Consider the following 19,443-nt stretch of genomic DNA (forward strand, 5'->3'; position numbering starts at 1 on the left):
GCGCCCGGCGTGCCCTAGACTGGGAAACGCTGTCGTGACGCGTGTGGAGGAGGCGATCGAGATCTCGACGATGTCTGATCAGACCGTTGTGAAGAAGTCCATCGGTCGCACCGTGAAGGCGTACGTCGCCCTCACCAAGCCGCGCGTCCTCGAACTGCTGCTGGTGTCGACCGTCCCGGTGATGTTCCTCGCTCAGGGCGGTCTTCCCGACATGTGGCTCGTGCTGGCCACCGTGATCGGCGGGTCGCTGAGCGCCGGCTCGGCTGCGGCGTTCAACATGTACCTCGACCGCGACATCGATGCCCACATGCATCGCACGGAGAACCGTCCGCTGGTGACCGGCGAGATCAGCCCGCGAGGCGCGCTGATCTTCTCCTGGACGCTCGCCGTCGTCTCGACCGTATGGCTGTGGTTCACCACGAACTGGCTGGCGGCCACGCTGTCGGCATCCGCCATCTTCTTCTACGTCGTCATCTACACGATGATCCTCAAGCGACGCACCGAGCAGAACATCATCTGGGGCGGCATCGCCGGGTGCTTCCCGGTGCTCATCGGCTGGGCTGCCGTCACCGGCTCGCTCGACTGGCCCGCGTTCATCCTGTTCGCGCTCATCTTCCTCTGGACGCCGCCGCATTACTGGCCGCTGTCGATGAAGTACAAGGACGACTACGACGACGTCGACGTGCCCATGCTCGGTGTCACCCGCAACGCCTCACAGGTCGGCCTCCAGGTCATCCTCTATGCCTGGGCGACCGTCGCCTGCTCGCTGCTGCTGATCCCGATCGCGAACATGGGCCTCGTCTACGGCGTCTCCGCCGCGGTGTTCGGCGGCTGGTTCATCTATGAGTCGCACCGCCTGTACAACCAGGCGGTGCGAGGCAACGAGGCGCGGCCGATGCGAGTCTTCCACGCCTCGATCACTTATCTGACGCTGATCTTCGTGGCCGTCGCGGTCGACCCGCTGCTGCCGTTCTGATCCTGCTCGGCGCCGCCGACCAGCTCGTCGTCCGCCGCTGTCGCGGGGATCTCGGAGTCGATGGTGTCGACCTCGTCGGCCTGAGCTGATTCGTTCGTCCCATCGATCGGCCCGACGACTGCGGGTGCAGGAGAAGGCAGGAGCGCCTGCACCGCACTCAGACCGACGGCGATCAGCACGCCGATGACGCCGGCGCCCAGAAGCGCGGCTCCGACGACGACGAGCGACTGCCCCACGTAGACCTCGATGCCGGTCGCCGTGCCGTCGAGCAGAGTGCTCGTCATGGTGCCGACCTGGCCGGCGATCAGCCACCCGCCCACTCCCGCTGAAGCGAGCGAGAGCACGAGGAGGAGCCAGAAGCCGATGCTGCGTGTCAGTGACTTGTTCATGTCCGCAACGGTGCACGACGAACTGATGAGCCGCTGATGCCGGGGCTATGCATCCTCTGTGCGCAGCCGCGGTCAGGCCTCCGCAGCGGCCGGCTTCTTCAGGTTCAGCACCACCACGGTGTACGCAGCCGCCGACAGCGAGGCGAGCACCATGTGGATGCCCACGAGCACCGGCGGGAGGCCTTCGCGCGCCTGCCACACGCCCACGCCGACCTGCACCAGGATCGCCAGCACGAGCACGAGCAGCCATCTGCGCGGTCGTAGGTGCAGCACCCACGCGGCGATCGTCAAGGTGACGACGAGCGCGGCGAGGATGTATCCCGGCCAGGAGTGCACGTGGGCGAGCACCGTGGCGTCGAATCCCTGGCGCTCGACGGCCGCGTCGCCGGAGTGCGGCCCGGAACCGGTGGTCAGCACGCCGAACAGGATCGTCACGGCGAGGGCGAGACCGGTGATGTGGCTCAGTGCCGCGAACCAGGTCGGCACCGTGCGCTCACGCGGTCCGGGCGCGGCGTAGAGCCTGACCAGGAAGGCCGCGGTCACGCACACAAGGAGGAGGGACGACACGTAGTGGAATCCGACGATGAAGGGGTTCAGTCCCGTGAGCACCGTGATGCCGCCCACAAGAGCCTGCGCGACGACGCCGATCAGCACGACCCAGGCGAGGATGACGAGATCCCGCCTTTCGGTCGTCACCCTGACCGATCTGACCGTGGCGGCGATGACCGTCACGAGCAGAGCCGCCATCGCGAAGGGCGTGGCGGGGAGGTCGACGAGCGTGAAGACGAAGAACACGACCCCGGCCGCCACGATTCCGGCGGCGGCGAAGCGGAGGGCCGAGAACACCGTGGCCTTCCCCCCGGTGCGCGCCAGCATGAGCAGCAGGACGGCGAGGGCGATGACGCCGACCACACCCGTCATGACGCGGTTGCCGAACTCGATGATGCCGTGGATTCCCTGATCGGCATAGATCGGGACGAGCGACTCCGGCGTGCAGAGCGGCCACTCGGAGCATCCGAGGCCTGATCCGGTCAGCCGCACGGCACCGCCGGTGCCGATGATGATGGTCTGCGCGAGGAATGAGAGCCAGGCGAAGACGCGAAGCGCTCGTCCCCAGAGGATCGCATGCGTCGACGCTGCCGCGTTCGTGGGGGAGAAGATCGTCGTCTCGGGCATAAGTCTCTCCGAACCGCGCCGGACACGGCGAGCGGCCCTGTCTTCAGGCGGAACCTGTAGAATCGGATTGTTGTGATGAGCGCTGACCGCGCTGAAGCATCGCTAACAGTTTAGGCGCGATGGATGCGCCGGTGATGAGGGCCCACCAACGGCACCCGCTCCCGCAGACTCGACGGGGATCAGGTGTGTCGGGGCGGATGACACCGTTTGGGACCTGTGAGGAGAGTGTGTGATGTCGGATGTGCTGATCGACCGCCCGGAGCTTGACGGCCTGGGGGTGTACGAATTCGGGTGGCATGACGAAGATGCCGCCGGAGCCATCGCCAAGCGCGGTATCTCCGAAGAGGTGGTCCGCGGGATCTCGGCGCTCAAGCACGAGCCCGAATGGATGCTGAAGACCCGACTCAAGGGCTATCAGCTCTTCGGTCGCAAGCCGATGCCGACCTGGGGTGCAGACCTCAGCGAGATCGACTTCGACAACATCAAGTACTTCGTGCGCTCGACCGAGAAGCAGGCCCAGTCCTGGGAGGATCTCCCGGCTGAGATCCGCGAGACGTACGAGCGCCTCGGCATCCCCGAGGCCGAGCGTCAGCGCCTCGTCGCCGGCGTCGCAGCGCAGTACGAGTCCGAGGTCGTCTACCACCAGATCCGCGAGGATCTGGAGGAGCAGGGCGTCATCTTCATGGACACCGACACCGCGCTCCGCGAGCACCCCGAGTTCTTCGAGGAGTACTTCGGCACCGTGATCCCGGCCGGCGACAACAAGTTCGCCGCGCTCAACACGGCCGTGTGGTCGGGAGGTTCGTTCGTCTACGTCCCCAAGGGCGTGCACGTCGAGATCCCGCTGCAGGCGTACTTCCGCATCAACACCGAGAACATGGGCCAGTTCGAGCGGACCCTGATCATCGCCGACGAGGACAGCTACGTCCACTACATCGAGGGCTGCACCGCTCCGATCTACAAGTCGGACTCGCTGCACTCGGCCGTCGTCGAGATCATCGTGAAGAAGAACGCCCGCGTTCGGTACACGACGATCCAGAACTGGTCGAACAACGTCTACAACCTCGTCACCAAGCGAGCCGTCGCCCATGAGGGCGCGACGATGGAGTGGGTCGACGGCAACATCGGCTCCAAGGTGACGATGAAGTACCCGTCGATCTACCTGATGGGCGAGCACGCCAAGGGCGAGACCCTCTCGGTCGCCTTCGCGGGTCCCGGCCAGCACCAGGATGCCGGCGCGAAGATGATCCACATGGCTCCGTACACGCAGTCGTCGATCGTCTCCAAGTCGATCGCCCGTGGCGGCGGACGTGCGGGATACCGCGGCGAGGTGAGGGTGGACGCGAACGCGCACCACTCCGCGAACACCGTGCGCTGCGACGCGCTGCTGGTGGACACGAAATCGCGCTCCGACACGTACCCGGCCATCGACATCCGGGTCGACGACGTGCAGCTGGGCCACGAGGCCACCGTCTCGAAGGTCAGCGAGGAGCAGCTCTTCTACCTGCAGTCCCGCGGCATGCCCGAGGACGAGGCGATGGCGATGATCGTGCGCGGCTTCATCGAGCCGATCGCGCGCGAACTGCCCATGGAGTACGCGATGGAATTGAACAAGCTCATCGAAATGGGCATGGAAGGATCGGTCGGCTAAATGGCGGCCTCGACGACAGCGCCCAGCGAGGCGCAGCACACGAACGCGCACATCGACCCCGCAGCTCAGGTCTCGGATGCCGGATTCGTCCCGGTGCAGACCCGCTCGGAGCGTCCGCACTCCTTCGAACCCGCCGACTTCGGTTCGCCGACCGGCCGCGAGGTCAACTGGAAGCACACTCCGGTGGCCAAGCTCTCCGCCCTCTTCGAGGTGGCAGGTCTGACCGAGGGCGTGCGCTACTCGTTCGGTGACGGCGAGAAGTACGTGGCGGCACCGCTCGCCGCGGGTGATGCCCCGCGCGGGGAGGTCTTCCTGGCCGAGGACATCACGGCGGCCGTCGCCTGGCAGGGCTCGTCCGAAGCGCTGCACATCCGCATCCCGCGCGAAGAAGAGGTCGCTGAGCCGATCCTCGTCTCGATCGAGGGCCTCGGCGCCGAACTGCGCGCCGATGCCCACATCGTGATCGAGGCCCTCGAGCACAGCTCGGCCACCGTCGTGCTCCAGCACACCGGAGCCGCGCAGTACTCGCAGAACGTCGAGATCATCGTCCGCGATGGCGCGAAGCTCACTGTCATCAGCCTGCAGCAGTGGCAGGACGAGGCCGTGCACACCTCTGCGCATCAGGCCAGGGTCGATGCGGATGCCACGCTCAAGCACTTCGTGATCAGCTTCGGCGGCGGAGTCGTGCGCGTGAACCCGAGCGTCGAGCTCGCCGGCGCCGGATCCGAGGGCTACCTCTACGGACTGTCCTACGCCGATGCCGGGCAGCACCTCGAGAGCCAGGTCTACCTGCACCACAAGGGCCCGCACACCAAGGGCGACGTGCTCTACAAGGGTGCGCTCCAGGGGCAGGGAGCGCACAGCGTCTGGATCGGCGACGTGCTCATCGGCGCCGACGCGACGGGCACCGACTCCTACGAGGCGAACCGCAACCTGGTGCTCACCGAGGGTGCACGCGCCGATTCGATCCCGAACCTCGAGATCGAGACCGGGGACATCCTCGGCGCCGGCCACGCCAGCGCCACGGGGCGCTTCGACGACGAGCAGCTGTTCTACCTGCAGGCCCGCGGCATCAGCGAGGAGGAAGCGCGCCGACTCGTCGTGCTCGGATTCCTCACCGACATCGTTCAGCGCCTGGGGATCCGGGCGCTGGAGACCGAGCTGCTCGACGCGATCGAGACGGAGCTCGCCGAGGTGAACGCATGAGCGCCGAGCGCGTGTGCGGCGTCGCGGAACTCGAGCAGGACATGCCGATCCGCGTCGAGCCGAACGGCGTCCCGATCACCGTGATCAAGGACTCCGAAGGCGTGATCCACGCCATCGGGGACACCTGCACGCATGGCGACATCTCTCTCGCCGAAGGCTTCGTCGAAGGTGACACGGTGGAGTGCTGGGCCCACGGCTCCGCGTTCTCGCTGCTCACCGGCAAGCCCCAGAACCTCCCTGCTTATGAGCCCGTTCCGGTCTACGTCGTCGAGATCGACGGCGACGACGTGCTCATCGACCCGACTGTGACGAAGGAAGTCTGAATGTCTGTTCTCGAAATCCGCGACCTGCACGTGACGGTCGAGACCGAGGCGGGTACCACCCCGATCCTCAACGGAATCACCCTCACCATGAACACCGGTGAGACGCACGCGATCATGGGCCCCAACGGCTCGGGCAAGTCGACGCTCGCGTACACGATCGCCGGCCACCCGAAGTACACCGTGACCTCCGGCTCGATCACCTTCGACGGCCAGGATGTGCTCGCGATGAGCGTCGACGAGCGCGCGCGCGCCGGCCTGTTCCTCGCGATGCAGTACCCGGTCGAGATCCCCGGCGTGACGGTGACGAACTTCCTCCGCACCGCCAAGACGGCACTCGACGGCGAAGCTCCGGCGATCCGCGGCTGGACCAAGGACGTCAAGGCGGCCATGGCGAACCTCCGCATGGACCCGAAGTTCGCTCAGCGCAACGTCAACGAAGGCTTCTCCGGTGGCGAGAAGAAGCGTCACGAGATCCTGCAGCTCGAGGTCCTCAAGCCGCAGTTCGCGATTCTCGACGAGACCGACTCGGGCCTCGACGTCGACGCGCTGAAGATCGTCTCGGAAGGCGTCAATCGCGCCAAGGAGTCGACCGGCCTCGGCGTGCTGCTGATCACGCACTACACCCGTATCCTCCGCTACATCCGTCCGGACTTCGTGCATGTGGTCGTCGCGGGCAAGATCGTCGAAGAGGGCGGCCCTGAGCTCGCAGACCGGCTCGAGGAAGAGGGATACGACCGTTTCCTCGACCCCGCAGCCCCCATCGAGGCGTAGGCTGATTCGCATGACAGCCACCCTCACGGACGCGAAGTACGACGAGGTCACCGAGGCGCTCAAAGACGTCATGGACCCGGAACTCGGGATCAACGTCGTCGACCTCGGCCTCATCTACGACCTCGCCTGGGATGACGAGAACGATGCTCTCGTCATCCACATGACGCTGACCAGCGCCGGCTGCCCCCTGACGGACGTGCTCGAGGACCAGACCGCGCAGGCTCTGGACAACGTCGTCGACCGCTTCCGCATCAACTGGGTGTGGATGCCGCCGTGGGGTCCGGAGAAGATCACAGACGACGGGCGCGACATGATGCGCGCCCTCGGCTTCGCGATCTGAGAATGCTCGAAGTCACGGCTCTGCCTCTGGCGGAGCTCAGACGACGTAGCAGCGAGAAGTGGCGGGAGTATCCCGCCGACGTGCTTCCGCTCTTCGTCGCGGAGACCGATTTCCCGCTCGCACCGGAGGTCTCGAACGCGTTGCGTCGCGCCGTCGAGCTCGGAGACACGGGGTACATCGCCTCGCGGACACCATTGCCCGACACCTACGCGGCGTTCGCACGCCGTCGCTTCGGCTGGGAGGCGGATCCGACGCGGATGCGCACCACGGCCGATGTGAGCATGGGCATCGTCGAGATACTCCGCCGCGTGACGCAGCCGGGAGAGCGGGTGGTCGTCACCCCTCCCGTGTACCCGCCGTTCTTCGACCTGGTGTCCGAGGCCGGCGCCGAGGTGGAACGGGTGCCTCTCATCGACACGGGGATGGGGTGGGAACTCGATCTCGACGGCGTCCGTGCAGCGTTCGAGGACGGCGCGACCGCGATCCTGCTCTGCAATCCGCACAACCCGACGGGCACCGTCCACAGTCGCGACGCGCTCGCGGCGCTGGCCGAGATCGCCGACGAGTTCGGCGCGGCGGTGGTCTCCGACGAGATCCACGCACCGCTCGCCCAGCCGGGAACCGGCTTCACGCCGTTCCTCGACACGGGCGAGGCCGCCGAGCGCGTGGGGTATGCGGTCGTCAGCGCGAGCAAGGCCTTCAATCTGGCCGGCCTCAAGTGCGCCCTCATGGTGACCGCTTCCGATTCGACGAGCGCGGTCGTGCGCGGGTTGCCGATCGAGGTCGAGTGGCGCACCGGTCAGTTCGGTCTGCTCGCGGCTGTCGCCGCCTTCTCGGAGGAGAGCGATGAGTGGCTGGACGGGCTGCTCGCGACACTCGACGCGAACCGCGTACTCCTCGAGGACCTGCTCGCATCGAAGCTCCCCGGTGCCCGCTACCGGATGCCCGATGCCGGCTACCTCGCCTGGATCGATCTCTCGGCTCTCGGATGGGGCGACAACCCCGCGCGTCGGATCCTCAAGGAGGCGAAGGTGGCCCTGCACTTCGGCCCCGCCTTCGGCGAGCAGGGCAGGGGATTCGTGCGGTTGAACTTCGGGACGAGTCCGGAGATCATCACCGAGGCCATCGAGCGCATCGCGACGCTCGTGGATCGATGACGGTCGATCGCGCGACATCGTCGATCTGGGACCGAGAACGCCTCTGGGTCACCGCCGGCGCGGTCGCGCTGATCTTCCTGGCGGCGATCGAGGCTCTAGCGGTGACGACCGTCATGCCGATCGTCAGCGAGGCGCTCGACGGCCAGGCGCTGTATGCGGTGGCCTTCGCGGGGACACTGGCGACGAGCGTGATCGGGATGGTCGCAGCGGGTGCCTGGTCGGACGCTCGCGGGCCCCGGGGTGCGCTTTACGCCGCCGTGTCGCTGTTCATCGCCGGCCTTCTGCTGTCGGGGTTCGCGGTGACGATGGATCAGTTCCTCATCGGCCGCCTGGTGCAGGGGCTCGGTGCGGGCGGACAGACGGTGGCCCTGTACGTCGTGGTGGCCCGCCTGTATCCGCCCCACCTGCACGGAAGGGTCTTCGCGGCGTTCGCCGCGGCCTGGGTGGTGCCGTCGATGATCGGCCCGTTCCTCGCGGGTGCCGTCGCCGAGTACCTCGACTGGCGGTGGGCATTCCTCGGGGTGGCCGTGCTGACGACGGCCGCCTTTCTCATGATCGCGATCCGGTTGCGCGGCGTCGACCTCGGGCATGGCGAACCACAGGACCGTCGAGCTCTCGTGACTCGTCTGATGCTCGCCGTCGTCGTCGCGGTGTTCGCCGTGCTGATCGGCTTCACGGCCGAGATGACCGCGCAGATCGGATGGTCGGTCGCACTGGGCTCGGTGGCCGTCATCGCCGTGGCCGTGCTGCCGCTGCTGCCTCGACACACTCTGCGCGCCGGCCGGGGCCTGCCGAGCGTAGTACTCATGCGGGGCGTCGTCGCCGGCGCGTTCTTCGCCGCGGAAGCGTACATCCCGTACCTGCTCATGGAGAGGTTCGGATTCACGGCGACGTGGGCGGGCATCGCCTTGATGTTCGCCGCCTTCGCCTGGGCCGGGGCGTCCGCGCTGCAGGGGAGGTTCGGTGAACGTCTCGGCAACACGAGGATCACCGTCGTCAGTCTCTCGCTGCTCGTCTGTGCGCTGGTCTTCGTGCTCCTCGCAGCGCTCTGGGGGTTCTCGCCGCTCTTCGTGGTGGTGGGATGGGCATTCGCCGGCGGCGGCATGGGTCTGCTCTATCCCCGCCTCACCGTGCTCACGCTCGCGTACTCGGATGCCGGCAACCAGGGCTTCAACTCGTCAGCTCTGTCGATCTCGGACTCCACGGGCGCCGCGGTCGTCATCGCTCTCGCGGGTCTCGCCGTCGCCAGCCTCGGCGGTGGTGCGAGCGCCTTCGGCGTCGTCTTCGCGTTCTGTCTCGGTCTGGTGCTCCTGGCGTTCGTGCCCGGACTCAGGCTGGGTCACGCCGCGGAGCTGACGGACGCGGAGTCGCCCGAGCGGTGAGGCCGGCGCCGGACGACTCTCCGGCGAGCGCGGCCACGCCGAGGTCGAAGACGCGGTCGAGTCCCGCTGTGACGTCGATCGTGTGGTCGTCGAGCGCTGCTCCGTGGCTGTCGGCGTGCATCCGCTGCTGAACGAGAGTCGCATGGCCGAGCACGAAGTGCAGGAGTGCGGCTGCTCGCTCCGGTGCGTCCGACAGGCCGTGGCGCGTCAGCGCGGCTTCCAGTGCGGTGTGCGCATACGACGAGCCGAGACGCAGGGCATACGTGCTGAGCACGAGCTCGGCCCCGTCGCGATAGGTGAAGAGCGCGTCGCGGATGCTGCGGGCGGTGGTCAACACGTCCGCATCGTCGCGCGGGATGCCCGCGGTGATGCGATCGGCCAACTCCGCCAGCAGCTCCTGCTTGCTCGAGAAGTGCCAATAGAGAGCACTCGGCTGCACATCGAGCCTGCCGGCGATCCGCCGCATCGAGAGGTCGGCGAGGCCGACCTCGTCGAGGAGCGCGAGTGCAGCGCGCGCGACGCCGTCGCGGTCGTGACGGGTCGAGTTGTGCTCCGGGGCCATCCCGTCAGTATAGTGAACACCGTTCAAGTGAACGGTGTTCAGGAAGGTGATGGATGATGGCTCGGCACACAGACGACCTCGGTCGCGAACTCGCGAGGGTGGCGATCTTCGCCGCGCTCATCGTCGTCCTCGGAATGGTGACGATCCCGATCCCCGGCGGGGTGCCCATCACCGCGCAGACCCTGGGGGTGATGCTCGCCGGCGCTGTACTCGGCCCGCGGTTGGCCCCGCTCTCGGTGCTCCTCGTGTTGGTGCTGGCAGCGGTCGGGCTCCCCGTCCTCGCCGGTGGCCGTGGCGGTCTCGGCGTCTTCGTCGGTCCGACGGCCGGCTACCTGCTCGGGTGGCTCCTGGGCGTCATCGTCATCGGACTGATCGTGCGCAGCGGTCCGCCCAGCTGGTGGCGGATCGCCCTCGGGGTCGTCGTCGGCGGCATCGCGGTCGTGTACGTCTGCGGGGTGCCGGTCACCGCGCTCGTACTCGGGCTCGACCTGGGACCCACCGCACTGGCGAGTCTCGTCTTCCTCCCCGGCGATCTGCTCAAGGCGGCAGCGGCCACAGCGCTGGTCCTCGCGCTACGGCGCGCGTACCCTCGAGCTTTCGGCACGAGTGCCCCATCCGTGCCGGCATCCGTCCGTGCGGTCTGAGACCTCGACCGGATCGATCTCGGTCGACGATGTCACCGTCGAGCGGGAGGGGCAGCCGATCCTGCGCGATGTGAGCATCGAGCTCACGACGGCGAGGATCGCGGTCATCGGCGCGAACGGTTCAGGAAAGTCGACTTTCGCGCGTCTGCTGAACGGCCTCGTGCTCCCGGATGCAGGGCGCGTCACGGTGCACGGTCTCGATTCTCGTCGGGACGTGAAGGCTCTGCGGCGGCGGGTGGGTTTCGTCTTCACCGATCCGCAGGCGCAGATCCTCATGCCTACGCCTGCCGAGGACCTCGCGCTGTCGCTTCGCGGATCCTCTCGTGCGGACGTCGACAGACGTGTGGCCGCGGCACTCGCCGAGCACGGCTTGACCGATCGGGCGGACGTGCCGGCGTCGGCGCTGTCCGGCGGTCAGAAGCAGATGCTGGCTCTCGCGTCTGTCCTGATCACCGAACCGCAGCTGATCGTCGCCGACGAGCCGACGACCCTGCTGGACCTGCGCAACTCCCGACGGATCGCGGATCTGCTGCTGGCGCTTCCCGCCCAGGTCGTCATCGTCACCCACGACCTCGAGCTCGCAGAGGGGTGCGACCACGCGGTCCTCTTCGAGGCGGGCTCGATCATCGCGTCGGGCGCCCCGCCGGACGTGGTCGCCGAGTATCGCGAGCTGGCCGCGTGATCCAGTCCTATCGGCCGGGGGCGAGTATCGTCCACCGGATGCCGGCGGGCCCCAAGCTCGCCGTCTTCGCCGTGCTCGCGCTCGTCTCGTCCGGCTATCCGCACGATCGATGGAGCGTCACAGCCGCGCTTCTCGTCGTCTGCCTGCTCTATCTCGCCGCCGGCCTTCCGGTGACGACCCTGCTCGTCGAGGCGTGGCGGCTGCGGTGGCTCGTACTGGTTCTCGGGGCCGCCCTGTGGATCTTCGCCACACCGCTCACGGCATGGGTCAGCACGGCCAGGGTGGCATCACTGCTGCTGCTGGCGTCGCTTCTCACGATCACCACCCGGATGGGCGATCTGCTCGCGGTGCTGCATCGGATGCTGGGACCGCTGCGCCGACTGGGCATCGATGCCGATGCCGTCGCGATGACGATCTCACTGACCCTCACGATGATTCCGGTGGTCGCAGGCTTCGCCCATGCGGTCACCGAGGCCCACCTCGCACGCGGCATCCGTCGCGGCGTGCGAGGCGCGGTGCCGCTCATGGTCAGGACACTACGCCACGCGGACGACGTCGGCGACGCTCTCGCCGCTCGCGGTCTCGTGTGATCGGCGGGCGATGCGCAGGGACAGCAGCATCCCGCCGGCGGCGACCGAGGCAGTGAGCACGGTCGTCCCCGCGACGAGGAGCAGGACGACGGAGGCGATGCCCAGGACGGCGGCGATCACGACCCGGTGCGTGCTGTCAGCGGATCGCGGCGACGGCTGCGTCTCGATGCGGGTGAGGGAGGTCGCGATCGCCGCTGTCAGAGTCAGGGCGACGGCGAGCCAGATCGGACGCGACACCCACCAGGAGACGGAACTCGGATCCGGCAGCGCGATTCCGCTGACGAGTGAGGCGACGGCCGAGATCCCCGCCATGGCGAGCAGTACCGGCATGTGCCACAGGTAGATCGTCATGGTGCGGCGATTGACGAAGGCGCCGAACGCGGCGGGGACCGGCCGGTGGCTGAGCGCGTCGATGCGATCGCGCAGAAGCGAGACGGCGCTCAGGTGCACGACGCCGACGAGCAGCAGCGCGGCGGTCGGGGGATTGATGTTCGCGATGAGGTCGGGGGAGTAGATCCCGGTCGCGAACGCTGCGATGAGGGCGGTCAGAGCCGCTGCTCCCACTAGGGCCCGCGTCGCTCGAGGCAGCCGGTCGATCGTGCCGTCGGCGAGGAAGAACCCGATCTGCTGGAGTGCGACCCACACGAAGGCGAGATTCAGGAACCCCAGTCCCTCGACCCCCGTGCTCGCCCGGGCCACATCGACGCAGACCGATGCCCACACGAGGGCTGCGACGGTGACCAGGGGCCTGCGTGCGTGGGCTCTCGAGAGTGCCGGGAGGAGCGCCTGACAGCCCAGGAAGACTCCGAGGAACCACAGCGGCTGGCTGTAGCGGAAGCCGGCGGTGGCGATGATGTCGGCGGGAACACCTGCGACGTGGAGAGCCGCGAGCGCGACGCCGACGACGGCGATGGCGAACAGTGCGGGCCGGAGCAGGCGATGCACGCGGGCTGCGATGAAGTCGGATGCGGTGCCGCCGCGCGCCTGCGACCGCCGGAAGGCGATGTGACCGGCGAAGCCTCCGATGATGAAGAACAGCGGCATGACCTGGAGGACCCAGCTCACGGGGATGATCCACGAGGTGCCCTCGCTCGCGTTCGCGAAGACCGGGCTGCCGTCGGCGATCGTGACGCCCACCATGATGGCGTGAAGCAGCACGACTCCTGCGACGCAGATCGCTCGCAGCAGGTCGATCGCGGCATCACGACCGGCCGGCAGCGGGGGGCGGGGAGCGATGCGGGGCGGCGCTTCGACGATGGCCATGGAGTCCTCCTCGGATGGGTGTCCGAGGAGCGTATGGACGCGGTGCCGGTCGGGGGATCACTCTCCGGGCTGGTTCGCACCCCTACTGCGGTGTGACCCGGAGCAGCGGCTCAGGAGGGCTCGACGAGACCCGTGTCGTAGGCGAGGATCACGGCGTGCACGCGGTCGCGAAGTCGGAGCTTGGCGAGCACCTTGCCGACATGCGTCTTCACGGTCTGCTCGGCGATGAAGAGGTCGGACGCGATCTCGCTGTTCGACCGTCCGCGACCGATGAGCACCAGCACCTCCCGCTCCCGATCGGTCAGGTCCGCGAGCGAGGTCGCCGCCTTCGCGGTGCGGGGCCGACGTCCGGCGAACTGCTCGATCATGCGCCGCGTCACACTGGGGGCGAGCAGGGCATCGCCGCCGGCGACGACGCGCACGGCGTGCACGAGCTCCTCGGGAAGAGCGTCCTTCAACAGGAATCCGCTCGCGCCGGCCTCGAGCGCGTCGTAGACGTAGTCGTCGATGTCGAAGGTCGTGAGCATGAGGATCCTCGGCACATGAGCCGCAGGGTAGCCGGGTCCGAGGATGCGCCGAGTGGCCTCGATGCCGTCGACCTGCGGCATCCGCACGTCCATCAGGATGACGTCCGGATCGAGGCGGGCAGCGAGGGTGATGGCTTCGGCTCCGTCGGCCGCCTGGCCCGCGACACGGATGCCCTCGTGCGCATCGAGCAGAGCGGCGAATCCGGCGCGCACCATCGCCTGGTCGTCGGCGATGAGGACGCTGATCGTCACGGGTTCTCCTGGGTGATCGGAGCGGTGGTCTCGCTCGATGGACGCTCGTGCAGCGGGAGGGAGGCGATGACCTCCCACCCGCCCTCGGTGGTGGGGCCGGCGGCGAAGGACCCGCCGAGCAGTTCGACGCGCTCACGCATGCCGCGAAGTCCATAGCCTCCGCTGGGGTGAGCCGGTGGGGTGGTGGCGCGGCCGTTGCGGACGCGGATGCCGATGGCGTGGAGATCCGCCTGCAGGCGCACCGTGACGGCGGCGCCGGACGCGTGCCGTACCGCGTTGCTGAGCGCCTCCTGCGCGATGCGGAAGGCGGCGATCTGCACGGCCTGCGGGGCGTCGGTGAACGCGCCCGTCATCTCGAGCCCCACCGTCACGCCGGCGCGCCGGATCGTGTCGACGAGGGCCGGGATGTCGTCGATGCTCTGCTGCGGCGCCAGCTCGGCCGCCTGGTCCTCGGTGCGCAGCACGCCCAGCATCCGCCGCATCTCGGTGAGCGATCCCCGCGCTGTGGCCGCGATGCTCTCGAACTCCGACGTCGCCGCGTCGCCGATCTCGGGCAGTCGGTATCGAGCAGTGGACGCCTGCACCTGGATGACCGACATGCTGTGGGCGATGACGTCGTGCAGTTCGCGAGCGATACGGGTGCGCTCCTCGACGAGCGCGCGGCGGGACTCTTCGAGGGCTGAATGCTCCCGTTCCTTCGTGAGCTCGGCAGATACCCTCACGCGTCCTGCGACCAGTATGGCGACCAGGAACACGGCTGCGGCCACAGACGTGGTCACGATGAGATCTGCCGTGGCGCTGCCTGCCGTCGCCGGAGTGGCGACGATCTCGGGGCGCAGCAGCGGGGCCGTGAGGGAGAGCAGCGCGCCGACGCCGAGCGGGACGACGCCCAGGCGCGCGCCGTGGACGAAGGTCACGACGCCCACGAAGAGGACGAAGGTGACGAGCGCGGGCACCGACCACGGCCACGGCGCCTCGGTCGCCTGATCGGGCACGACCAGCAGCGGGAGCGCGAACGCCGCAGAGCAGAACATCGCGATCGCCCACCGCGGATACCGCAGGGAGAGCAGCGGTGCCGAGCAGAGTGCGGCGCCGAGGATGAACGTCAGCGGCAACGCGGTGCCGTACAGCACGGTCTGCAGCGACACGAGCACCGCGAAGAGCGCCAGGCTCGCCACGGCGAGCGCGGCGAGCGCGGCCGTTCGACGGCTGATGCGGGGAGTCCGCGGTGTGCGGGGTGTGCGGGGCAGGCGACGTGCCATGAGTGTCATCCTGCCAGTTGCGGGACGGGGGCGCGTCGACGCCGGGCAGCGGTGACGCGGTCGATGACCAGTCCGATGATGAGAGCGACCCCGATACCGATCCCGGCGCTGGCGAGGGGCTGATCTTCGATCCATGATCCGGCGAGCAGCCCGATCGCCAGGCTCAGCGCGCTCCAGCTGAGACCGGCCACGACGCTCAGGGGAAGGAAACGCCTCCAGGGGAATCGCAGCGCGCCCGCCGACATGTTCACAGCGACACGGCCGACAGGGATGTATCGAGCGCCGAGGATCAGAGCCGCACTGCGCTGGTCGAGGGCGCGTTCCGCGTGGGCGAAGGCCGAGGCGATCCGCGGTCGACGCATCCACGCCCAGCGGGTCGTGCCGAGTCGACGACCGAGCACGAATGCGATGTTGTCGCCGATGGTCGCGCCGACGGCGGCGACGAGCCCGAGCGGGATCAGCGCCCATGGCTCTCCTGAGGATGCCAGCACGGCGGCTGCCGCCACGAGCACGGTCTCACTCGGAACAGGCGGGAAGAAGCCGTCGATGATCGTCACCGCGAGCAGCACGGCATACAGCCAGGGGGAGGCGACGGTCTGCAGGATGAGCTCGTTGATGACGTCCACCTCAGCAGGCTAGAAAGCGGAGGGCACGCAGGGCATCACCCTGAGGTATCGATCGCATCCACCCGCAGAGGTAGATCTGTGCACAGGCCGACGACTGCACCACGATCCGTACGTCGACTGAACACCCAGCCGAGCGATCTATACTGGGAGTTTGGCCCCTCGGCCTGAACCCCCTTGAAAGAACGGACATCCCGCCTGTGCTTGCCGTGCACGAACTCGAGATCCGCGTGGGCGCACGCCTCCTGATGGAGAACGTGTCGTTCCGTGTGAGCGACGGAGACAAGATCGGTCTCGTCGGCCGCAACGGTGCAGGCAAGACCACGCTCACCAAGGTGCTCGCCGGCGACGTCCTTCCCTCTGGGGGCACGGTGACGCGCTCCGGAGAGCTCGGCTACCTTCCCCAGGATCCCCGTTCGGGCAACCCGGAGGATCTGGCGCGCACGAGGATCCTCGATGCCCGCGGACTCGGACAGCTGAATCTCGGCATGACCGAGGCCTCGCTGGCCATGGGCTCGGAAGACCCCGCCGTGGCCGAGAAGGCGATGAAGCGCTATGCGCGCCTCACCGAGCAGTTCGAGGCACAGGGCGGATACGCCGCAGAAGCCGAGGCGGCATCCATCGCCAACAACCTCTCGCTGCCCGACCGCATCCTCGATCAGCCGCTCTCGACGCTCTCGGGCGGACAGCGTCGTCGCATCGAGCTCGCGCGCATCCTGTTCTCGGATGCGGAGACGATGATCCTCGACGAGCCGACCAACCACCTCGACGCCGACAGCGTCGTGTGGCTGCGCGAGTTCCTCAAGAACTACAAGGGCGGGCTGATCGTGATCAGCCACGACGTCGAGCTCGTCGGCGAGACCGTCAACCGCGTCTTCTACCTCGACGCGAACCGCCAGATCATCGACACCTACAACATGAACTGGAAGAACTACCTGCGCCAGCGGGTGGCCGACGAGGAGCGCCGCAAGAAGGAGCGAGCCAACGCCGAGAAGAAGGCCACCACGCTGCAGCAGCAGGCGGCCCGCTTCGGTGCGAAGGCGTCGAAGGCCGCTGCCGCTCACCAGATGATCGCGCGTGCCGAGAAGCTCCTCGCGGGTCTCGACGAGGTCCGCCAGGAAGACCGGGTGGCGAAGCTCCGCTTCCCCAAGCCCGCCGCCTGCGGCAAGACCCCGATGATGGCGACGGGGCTGTCGAAGTCGTACGGATCGCTCGAGATCTTCACGGATGTCGACCTCGCGATCGACCGCGGATCGAAGGTCGTCGTGCTCGGCCTCAACGGTGCGGGCAAGACCACGCTGCTGAGGATGCTCGCCGGAGTCGACGAGCCGGACACGGGTCAGCTCGAGCCGGGCCACGGACTCAAGGTCGGTTACTACGCGCAGGAGCACGAGAACCTCGACGTGAACCGCTCGGTGCTCGAGAACATGGTCTCGGCCGCTCCGCACATCACGGAGATGGAAGCGCGCAAGGTGCTCGGATCCTTCCTCTTCACCGGCGACGATGTGCTCAAGCCCGCCGGGGTTCTCTCGGGCGGCGAGAAGACGCGTCTCTCGCTGGCGACCCTCGTGGTCTCCTCGGCCAACCTGCTGCTGCTCGATGAGCCCACCAACAACCTCGATCCCGCGTCTCGCGAGGAGATCCTCGGCGCTCTCGCGCACTACGAAGGTGCAGTGGTCCTCGTCTCGCACGACCCCGGTGCGGTGCAGTCGCTCAACCCGGAGCGCGTGCTGATCCTTCCCGACGGTGTCGAGGACCTCTGGAGCCAGGAGTACCAGGACCTCATCGAGCTCGCGTAACGCGTCCGGGGTGGGCCACGTCCGACAGGAGTGGCATAGTCGACAGGGTGACCCATGACGATTCCGACCTCGCCCTCGATCCGCTCAACGACTGGCTGAGAGGACGCCACGCTCTCACCGGCGTCGCTCCGGACTGGGACATCCGCGACCTGCCGGATGACCCGGCGGTCCTGTTCGCCGAGTGGTTGCGCGCCGCCGCCGCAGCCGGGGTGGCGGAACCGCACACGGTGACGCTGGCGACGGTCGACGCCGACGGGATCCCCGATGCGCGCACGCTCATCCTGAAGAGGATCGACGAACGAGGGTGGGCCTTCGCGAGCACGCGGTCGTCCCGTAAGGGGGCGCAGCTCGGCGCAGTGCCGGCAGCGGCCCTGAACTTCTGGTGGCAGCCGCAGGTCCGTGCAGTCCGCGTGCGCGGCCGCGTGGAGGAGGCGACGCCCGAGGAGAGCGCCGCCGACCTCGCCGCTCGCTCGGCGGCCGCACAGGCCGGCATCGCCGACGGGGACTGGGTGCTCTGGCGCATCGTCCCGAGCCGCATCGAGTTCTGGCAGGGGGAGACCGATCGGAACCACACCCGCCTCGTGTACGAGGCATCCGCGGACGGCTGGAGCCGGGCGCTCTCCGGTCGCGCCGCTGACCGCATCGAGGAGGAGGCTCGCGCATGAGCGACTTCCAGGTCATCGAGATCGGTGCGCTGGACGAGTGGCGTGAGCACCACGGCGGCTTCGATGCCGCGCGCTCCCGCGACGGTCGCCGCGTCGTCGACCACGAGCTGACGATGCAGTTCATCGGACTCACCGCGAACGCCCTCGCTCCGGGTGAGGAGGCGGGGTACTGGCACGTTCATTCACGCATCGAGGAGCTCTACGTCTTCCTCGAGGGGCGCGGGCAGATGGGTCTCGACGGCGAGATCGTCGAGGTCGGCCCCGGCACCGTGATCCGAGTCGGTCAGGGGGTCGCCCGCACCTGGCGGTCTCACCCTGGCAGTGCGGGGAGCTCCGCTGGCTGTGCATCCGGGCCGGAGGCCAGGAGCTGCCGCATCTTCCCGATGACAGCGCGCGCCTGCCTGACCGGCCGCTGCCCTGGTCCGACTGAACGATGAGCGAGGTTCTCCCGCCTCCGCCGTCAGGGGTCCCGAGCTTCGCCGACGACTTCTCGACGGGGCTCGACGACGAGAAGTGGGTCGCCCACTACCTCCCGCATTGGACGGTTCCCGAGAGGTCGGCGGCGCGATATGAGATCGTCGACTCGGGGCTGCGCCTGCGTATCGACAGCGATCAGCTCGATTGGCGGAAGGAGGATGCCTCGCTCCGTGTGTCGAATGTGCAGACCGCGGTGTTCTCCGGATCCGTCGGGTCGGCGCGCGGCACGCACCGACATCGATCGGACGGTCTGGAGGTGCGAACGGAGACGCCTCTGCACTTGCTGTTCGCTCCCGCCCGCGGACGCATCGATGTGACCGTCGCCGCGAGCACCGACGAAGGATGCATGCTCGCCGCCTGGCTCGTCGGGATCGAACACCTCTCGGAGAGGGATGCCGGCGAGATCTGCATCTTCGAGATCGACGCGGATGCGGTCTCGAATACGACTCGAGCGCGGACCGGCATCAAGGCGCACGGTGATCCGCGTCTGCAGACCGACATGGCCGAGGTGGTGCTCCCGTTCGACGCGAGTGAGCAGCACACCTGGACAGTCGTCTGGGGTGACGGCGAGACGGTGATCGGCTGCGAGGGGAGGGTGCTGCGGCGGATCCCGCAGTCGCCCGACTATCCGCTGATGCTCCTGATCGATCTCTTCGAGATCGGGACGCCCTCGGGCCGCTACCCCAAGTCCGCCCTCGTCGTGGACGTGCGGGCCTGGGGCTGACG

Annotated in this window: 22 protein-coding genes; 15 read left to right on the forward strand and 7 right to left on the reverse strand. The window is 68.1% G+C overall.

The genetic code is table 11. The annotated features are described in order from the left end of the window. The first annotated feature begins 70 nt into the window (after positions 1-70). The gene (locus ACZZZQ_RS15475) at positions 71-976 is read left to right on the forward strand and encodes a heme o synthase (RefSeq protein ID WP_053099149.1); all 906 of its coding nucleotides are present in this window, start codon (positions 71-73) and stop codon (positions 974-976) included. On the opposite strand, the gene ACZZZQ_RS15480 is transcribed toward ACZZZQ_RS15475, so the two are convergent. Beyond that, positions 922-1,365 (reverse strand): hypothetical protein, encoded by a 444-nt coding sequence (locus ACZZZQ_RS15480; protein ID WP_463507876.1) that lies wholly within the window; start codon positions 1,363-1,365, stop codon positions 922-924. The two genes, ACZZZQ_RS15475 and ACZZZQ_RS15480, sit on opposite strands and share 55 nt — an antisense overlap. Before the next feature lie 72 nt (positions 1,366-1,437). Continuing rightward, the gene (locus ACZZZQ_RS15485; RefSeq protein ID WP_463507877.1) at positions 1,438-2,541 is read right to left on the reverse strand and encodes a COX15/CtaA family protein; all 1,104 of its coding nucleotides are present in this window, start codon (positions 2,539-2,541) and stop codon (positions 1,438-1,440) included. 232 nt (positions 2,542-2,773) lie between these two features. On the opposite strand from ACZZZQ_RS15485, the gene sufB reads away from it, so the two are divergent. The 7 genes from sufB to ACZZZQ_RS15520 are packed head-to-tail and all read left to right on the forward strand — an operon-like array spanning position 2,774 to position 9,371. Further along, positions 2,774-4,192, forward strand: coding sequence for a Fe-S cluster assembly protein SufB (gene sufB / locus ACZZZQ_RS15490; protein WP_053096457.1), 1,419 nt, complete (start codon positions 2,774-2,776; stop codon positions 4,190-4,192). Then, entirely contained in the window at positions 4,193-5,398 is a 1,206-nt protein-coding gene (gene sufD, locus ACZZZQ_RS15495) for a Fe-S cluster assembly protein SufD (RefSeq protein ID WP_463507878.1), read from the forward strand. Then, positions 5,395-5,721: a non-heme iron oxygenase ferredoxin subunit gene (locus ACZZZQ_RS15500; RefSeq protein WP_053096453.1), complete on the forward strand. Its 327-nt coding sequence runs from the start codon at positions 5,395-5,397 to the stop codon at positions 5,719-5,721. Before sufD ends, ACZZZQ_RS15500 begins: the two co-directional genes overlap by 4 nt. Further along, a complete protein-coding gene (sufC, locus tag ACZZZQ_RS15505; RefSeq protein ID WP_053096451.1) occupies positions 5,722-6,492 on the forward strand; it encodes a Fe-S cluster assembly ATPase SufC in 771 nt (256 codons plus the stop codon). Between the two features lie 10 nt (positions 6,493-6,502). After that, positions 6,503-6,832 (forward strand): metal-sulfur cluster assembly factor, encoded by a 330-nt coding sequence (locus ACZZZQ_RS15510; protein WP_053096448.1) that lies wholly within the window; start codon positions 6,503-6,505, stop codon positions 6,830-6,832. 2 nt (positions 6,833-6,834) lie between these two features. Beyond that, positions 6,835-7,989 (forward strand): MalY/PatB family protein, encoded by a 1,155-nt coding sequence (locus ACZZZQ_RS15515; RefSeq protein WP_072591383.1) that lies wholly within the window; start codon positions 6,835-6,837, stop codon positions 7,987-7,989. Further along, positions 7,986-9,371: an MFS transporter gene (locus ACZZZQ_RS15520; protein ID WP_463507879.1), complete on the forward strand. Its 1,386-nt coding sequence runs from the start codon at positions 7,986-7,988 to the stop codon at positions 9,369-9,371. Before ACZZZQ_RS15515 ends, ACZZZQ_RS15520 begins: the two co-directional genes overlap by 4 nt. On the opposite strand, the gene ACZZZQ_RS15525 is transcribed toward ACZZZQ_RS15520, so the two are convergent. Next, positions 9,319-9,933 (reverse strand): TetR family transcriptional regulator, encoded by a 615-nt coding sequence (locus ACZZZQ_RS15525; RefSeq protein ID WP_463507880.1) that lies wholly within the window; start codon positions 9,931-9,933, stop codon positions 9,319-9,321. The genes ACZZZQ_RS15520 and ACZZZQ_RS15525 overlap by 53 nt on opposite strands. 53 nt (positions 9,934-9,986) lie before the next feature. Between ACZZZQ_RS15525 and ACZZZQ_RS15530 the strand changes: the two genes are divergently transcribed. Genes ACZZZQ_RS15530 through ACZZZQ_RS15540 form a run of 3 tightly spaced genes read left to right on the forward strand, consistent with a single transcriptional unit; the run spans position 9,987 to position 11,849 of the window. Then, complete coding sequence (locus tag ACZZZQ_RS15530; RefSeq protein WP_463507881.1) at positions 9,987-10,577, forward strand: biotin transporter BioY; 591 nt, start codon at positions 9,987-9,989, stop codon at positions 10,575-10,577. Further along, the gene (locus tag ACZZZQ_RS15535; protein ID WP_463507882.1) at positions 10,567-11,259 is read left to right on the forward strand and encodes an energy-coupling factor ABC transporter ATP-binding protein; all 693 of its coding nucleotides are present in this window, start codon (positions 10,567-10,569) and stop codon (positions 11,257-11,259) included. The genes ACZZZQ_RS15530 and ACZZZQ_RS15535 overlap by 11 nt, the downstream gene beginning before the upstream one ends. A 38-nt stretch (positions 11,260-11,297) precedes the next feature. Beyond that, on the forward strand, positions 11,298-11,849 hold the full coding sequence (locus ACZZZQ_RS15540; RefSeq protein WP_463507883.1) for an energy-coupling factor transporter transmembrane component T: 552 nt from the start codon (positions 11,298-11,300) through the stop codon (positions 11,847-11,849). Here ACZZZQ_RS15540 and ACZZZQ_RS15545 read toward each other — a convergent pair. The 4 genes from ACZZZQ_RS15545 to ACZZZQ_RS15560 all read right to left on the reverse strand — a co-directional run bounded on the left by ACZZZQ_RS15545 (position 11,796) and on the right by ACZZZQ_RS15560 (position 15,779). After that, positions 11,796-13,112, reverse strand: a complete 1,317-nt coding sequence (locus ACZZZQ_RS15545; RefSeq protein WP_463507884.1) for an acyltransferase family protein — start codon at positions 13,110-13,112, stop codon at positions 11,796-11,798. The genes ACZZZQ_RS15540 and ACZZZQ_RS15545 overlap by 54 nt on opposite strands. A gap of 110 nt (positions 13,113-13,222) precedes the next feature. Beyond that, positions 13,223-13,891, reverse strand: a complete 669-nt coding sequence (locus ACZZZQ_RS15550; protein WP_285363218.1) for a response regulator transcription factor — start codon at positions 13,889-13,891, stop codon at positions 13,223-13,225. Further along, entirely contained in the window at positions 13,888-15,153 is a 1,266-nt protein-coding gene (locus ACZZZQ_RS15555) for a sensor histidine kinase (RefSeq protein ID WP_431738246.1), read from the reverse strand. The genes ACZZZQ_RS15550 and ACZZZQ_RS15555 overlap by 4 nt, the downstream gene beginning before the upstream one ends. Positions 15,154-15,158: 5 nt before the next feature. After that, a complete protein-coding gene (locus ACZZZQ_RS15560) occupies positions 15,159-15,779 on the reverse strand; it encodes a DedA family protein (RefSeq protein ID WP_053096431.1) in 621 nt (206 codons plus the stop codon). Positions 15,780-15,976: 197 nt separating this feature from the next. On the opposite strand from ACZZZQ_RS15560, the gene ACZZZQ_RS15565 reads away from it, so the two are divergent. Genes ACZZZQ_RS15565 through ACZZZQ_RS15580 form a run of 4 tightly spaced genes read left to right on the forward strand, consistent with a single transcriptional unit; the run spans position 15,977 to position 19,441 of the window. Beyond that, positions 15,977-17,575 carry an ABC-F family ATP-binding cassette domain-containing protein gene (locus ACZZZQ_RS15565; RefSeq protein ID WP_053096429.1) on the forward strand — a complete coding sequence of 533 codons (1,599 nt, stop codon included), beginning with the start codon at positions 15,977-15,979 and terminating at the stop codon, positions 17,573-17,575. Positions 17,576-17,622: 47 nt separating this feature from the next. Continuing rightward, the gene (locus ACZZZQ_RS15570; RefSeq protein WP_053096428.1) at positions 17,623-18,240 is read left to right on the forward strand and encodes a pyridoxamine 5'-phosphate oxidase family protein; all 618 of its coding nucleotides are present in this window, start codon (positions 17,623-17,625) and stop codon (positions 18,238-18,240) included. Beyond that, positions 18,237-18,677 carry a cupin domain-containing protein gene (locus ACZZZQ_RS15575; RefSeq protein WP_463507885.1) on the forward strand — a complete coding sequence of 147 codons (441 nt, stop codon included), beginning with the start codon at positions 18,237-18,239 and terminating at the stop codon, positions 18,675-18,677. The genes ACZZZQ_RS15570 and ACZZZQ_RS15575 overlap by 4 nt, the downstream gene beginning before the upstream one ends. Then, complete coding sequence (locus tag ACZZZQ_RS15580) at positions 18,674-19,441, forward strand: LamG domain-containing protein (RefSeq protein ID WP_463507886.1); 768 nt, start codon at positions 18,674-18,676, stop codon at positions 19,439-19,441. The genes ACZZZQ_RS15575 and ACZZZQ_RS15580 overlap by 4 nt, the downstream gene beginning before the upstream one ends. Positions 19,442-19,443 lie beyond the last annotated feature (2 nt).

The sequence above is a fragment of the Microbacterium sp. AC132 genome (assembly GCF_979258525.1).